This is a genomic window from Herbiconiux sp. (assembly GCF_023264895.1).
Taxonomy (GTDB): Bacteria; Actinomycetota; Actinomycetes; order Actinomycetales; family Microbacteriaceae; genus Herbiconiux.
The window spans coordinates 1-3323 of record NZ_JAHFUY010000162.1 but is presented as its reverse complement, the minus strand read 5'-3'; the positions used below and the strand labels follow the sequence as shown (position 1 = coordinate 3323).

At 70.1% G+C, this 3323-nt stretch carries 4 protein-coding genes; 2 read left to right on the top strand and 2 right to left on the bottom strand.

Going from position 1 to position 3323, the window contains the following annotated elements; genetic code table 11:
* The first annotated feature begins 52 nt into the window (after positions 1–52).
* Both Q0D57_RS19270 and Q0D57_RS19265 read left to right on the top strand, forming a co-directional pair.
* Positions 53–856, top strand: a complete 804-nt coding sequence (locus tag Q0D57_RS19270) for an ATP-binding cassette domain-containing protein (protein WP_366518648.1) — start codon at positions 53–55, stop codon at positions 854–856.
* 57 nt (positions 857–913) lie between these two features.
* Positions 914–1681, top strand: a complete 768-nt coding sequence (locus Q0D57_RS19265; protein WP_291047037.1) for a glucose 1-dehydrogenase — start codon at positions 914–916, stop codon at positions 1679–1681.
* A gap of 419 nt (positions 1682–2100) precedes the next feature.
* On the opposite strand, the gene Q0D57_RS19260 is transcribed toward Q0D57_RS19265, so the two are convergent.
* Together Q0D57_RS19260 and Q0D57_RS19255 are read right to left on the bottom strand one after the other, a co-directional pair.
* A complete protein-coding gene (locus tag Q0D57_RS19260) occupies positions 2101–2562 on the bottom strand; it encodes a MaoC/PaaZ C-terminal domain-containing protein (RefSeq protein WP_291047036.1) in 462 nt (153 codons plus the stop codon).
* A gap of 17 nt (positions 2563–2579) precedes the next feature.
* Positions 2580–3323, bottom strand: a 744-nt coding sequence (locus tag Q0D57_RS19255) for a flavodoxin-dependent (E)-4-hydroxy-3-methylbut-2-enyl-diphosphate synthase (RefSeq protein WP_291047034.1), incomplete at its 5' end; no start/stop codon positions are given.

The following is a 3323-nucleotide window of genomic DNA, read 5'->3' as shown; positions in this document are numbered from 1 at the left end:
CGCGTCGAAGGGAACGTCCACCCCACTGCTCCCGGGGGCGGGCGGGGCGTGGGTGAGCCGCGCGTCGAAGGGAACGTCCACCCCACTGCTCCCGGGGGCGGGCGGGGCGTGGGTGCTTGAGGTTGCTGGGGTGTCGAAGGCGTTTGGGGATAGGACGGCTGTCGACGGGGTTTCGTTGGGGGTTGCTGCGGGGACGACTGTGGGGCTGGTGGGTGAGTCGGGGTCGGGGAAGACCACTGTGGCTCGGATCGTGTTGGGGCTGACGGCTCCGGATGCGGGGAGCGTGCGGCTGGGTGGGGGGGCGTGGGTTCCGGGGCGGGAGCGGGATCGGCGGGGGCGGCGGGCCTCGTTGGGGGCGGTGTATCAGGATGCGCTGTCGTCGTTCGATCCGCGGTTGACCGTGTCGCAGATCCTCTCGGACGCTCTGCGGGGGCGGGGGTCGGTCGAGGCGCTGCTGGAGGAGGTGGGGCTCGAGGCTCGGGTCGCGGCGGCGCGGCCGCTGCAGCTGTCAGGCGGGCAGCGGCAGCGGGTGTCGATCGCCCGGGCGCTCGCTCCGGAGCCGAGCGTGATCGTGCTCGACGAGCCGGTCTCCGCTCTCGACGTGTCCATTCAGGCGCAGATCCTCGATCTTCTCGACGCCCTGCAGCGGGAGCGGGGGGTCGCGTACCTGTTCATCTCGCACGACCTGGGAGTCGTGCAGCACATGAGCGACGAGCTCGCCGTGATGAAGGACGGGCGGATCGTGGAGCAGGGACCGGCGGCTTCGGTGTTCGCCGCGCCGTCGCATCCGTACACCCGGGCGCTTTTGGCGGCGGCGCCGGTGCTCCGTGGCCGGGAGAGCACGCGGCCCTGGTGATCCGCCGCAGATTGTCATACGATCGCGGCATCATCTCCCTACGACAAGGATGTCGACGTGACTGCTGCCGCTGCCCCTGCTGTTGACCTGAACGACCACGTGGCCATCGTGACCGGGGCGGGGAGCGGGGTGGGCGCCGCCGTGGTCGGGCGGTTCCGGGCGCGCGGTGCCCGGGTCGTGGCGGTCGACCTCGATGAGGGGGTACGAGGGTTGGAGGCCGACGACGGGGTCGTGGCCGTGGTGGGTGACGTGTCGCATCCGGGAACGGCCGAGGCCGCCGTCGCCGCCGCCCTCGGCAGGTTCGGGCGGATCGACGTGCTCGTCAACAACGCCGCCCGGTTCCTGCTGAAGCCGCTCGCCGAGACCTCGCTCGAGGAGTGGGACGGGCTGATGACCACAAATGTGCGGAGCATGTTCCTGTTCAGCCGGGCGGCGCTGCCCGCGATGGTCGAGCGGGGCGGGGGCGCCGTGGTGAACGTGACGTCGATCTCGGGAATCGTGGGGCTCGCGAACCAGACGGCGTACGGGGCCACGAAGGGGGCGATCGCGAACTTCACCAGGGCGCTCGCGATCGAGTACGCGCCCCATGGCATCCGGGCGAATGCGATCGCGCCCGGCACGATCGACACGCCCTTCATCCGGCGTCCGCTCGCGGAGCTGCCCGATCCTGAGGCGGTGCTCGCCGGGATCGCGGCGACGCACCCGCTCGGCCGCATCGCCCAGCCGGAGGAGGTGGCCGACGCGATCGTGTTCCTCGCCTCCCCCGCCGCCGCCTTCATCACGGGAGTCGTCCTCCCCGTCGACGGCGGCTACACCGCCGCCTGACCGCCCCGCCCGGCCCTGCTCCCCGCCGCCCAGATCCGACCCGGCCCGATCACCAACCAGCTCCACCGACTTGACACAAGATGGGCCGAACAGGACCGACTTGGCACATCTTGTGTCAAGTCACCGGCCCCCACCCCGCCCCGCTGCACCCCCACTGCGGCGACTTGACAGAAGGTGGGCCCAAAAGCGCCCACTTGGCACATCTTGTGTCAAGTCAGCGACCCCTGCGCCACCTCTCCCCACACCGTCCCGCCCACTTGACAGAAGGTGGGCCTAAGAGCGCCGACTTGGCACATCTTGTGTCAAGTGGGTGAGTCGCGCCCCACCGCACCTCACCCCCACTGCGGCGACTTGACAGAAAGTGCGCCCAAAAGCGCCGACTTGGCACATCTTGTGTCAAGTGGGTGAGGCGGCGCGGGTCAGGGGGTGGGGAGGGCGGACGCTCGGGTGAGGACGAGGATGTCCATGCGGCCCGACTGGACGGTCTCGGCGCGCTGGTTCTGCAGGGTGAGCTGGCGCTCGACGACCGCCGTGGTGCCCGAGGAGGTCAGCCGCGTGCCGAGGATCTCGACCCGGCAGGTGAGCGTGTCGCCGATGAAGACGGGCGCGGAAAAGCGCCAGCCGTCGATGCCGAGAAGAGCCACCGCGCTGCCCTCGAAGACACCGGTGCGCGCGATCAACCCGAGGCTGAGCGACGCCCCGAAGAGTCCGGGCACGACGCGCTGCCCGTACCGCGTGGAGGCGGCGAACTCGGCGTCGGTGTGCACCTGGTTGTTGTCGTTCGTGAGCGCCGTGAACATCACGAGATCGGTCTCGGTGACCGTCTTGCCGGGCGTGATGAACACCTGGCCGGGCTCGAAGTCCTCGAAGTAGTGCGTCACGCTGCGAACCAGTCCCGCTAGACCGTGACGACCTGCGGCGAGCCGACCTCTCCGGCGGGCATCTCGGCGGCGAGCCGGTTGGCCTCCTCGATGAGGGTGGCCACGATCTCCGACTCGGGCACGGTCTTGATGACCTCGCCCTTCACGAAGATCTGCCCCTTGCCGTTGCCCGAGGCCACACCGAGGTCGGCCTCGCGGGCCTCACCCGGTCCGTTCACGACGCAGCCCATGACGGCCACCCGGAGCGGAACGGTCATGCCCTCGAGCCCGTCGGTCACGTCGTTCGCGAGCTTGTAGACATCCACCTGGGCACGGCCGCAGGAGGGGCAGGAGACGATCTCGAGCTTGCGCTCGCGGAGGTTCAGCGACTGCAGGATCTGCAGGCCCACCTTGACCTCCTCGGCCGGCGGGGCCGAGAGCGAGACGCGGATGGTGTCGCCGATGCCCTCCGAGAGCAGGATGCCGAAGGCCGTCGCGCTCTTGATGGTGCCCTGGAACGACGGGCCGGCCTCGGTGACCCCGAGGTGCAGGGGCCAGTCGCCCCGCTCGGCGAGCAGGCGGTAGGCCTTCACCATGATGATCGGGTCGTTGTGCTTGACCGAGATCTTGAAGTCGTGGAAGTCGTGCTCCTCGAACAGCGAGGCCTCCCAGACGGCGCTCTCGACGAGCGCCTCGGGCGTGGCCCTGCCGTACTTCTGCATGAGCGAGGGCTCGAGCGAGCCTGCGTTGACGCCGATCCGGATGGAGACGCCCGCTGCGGC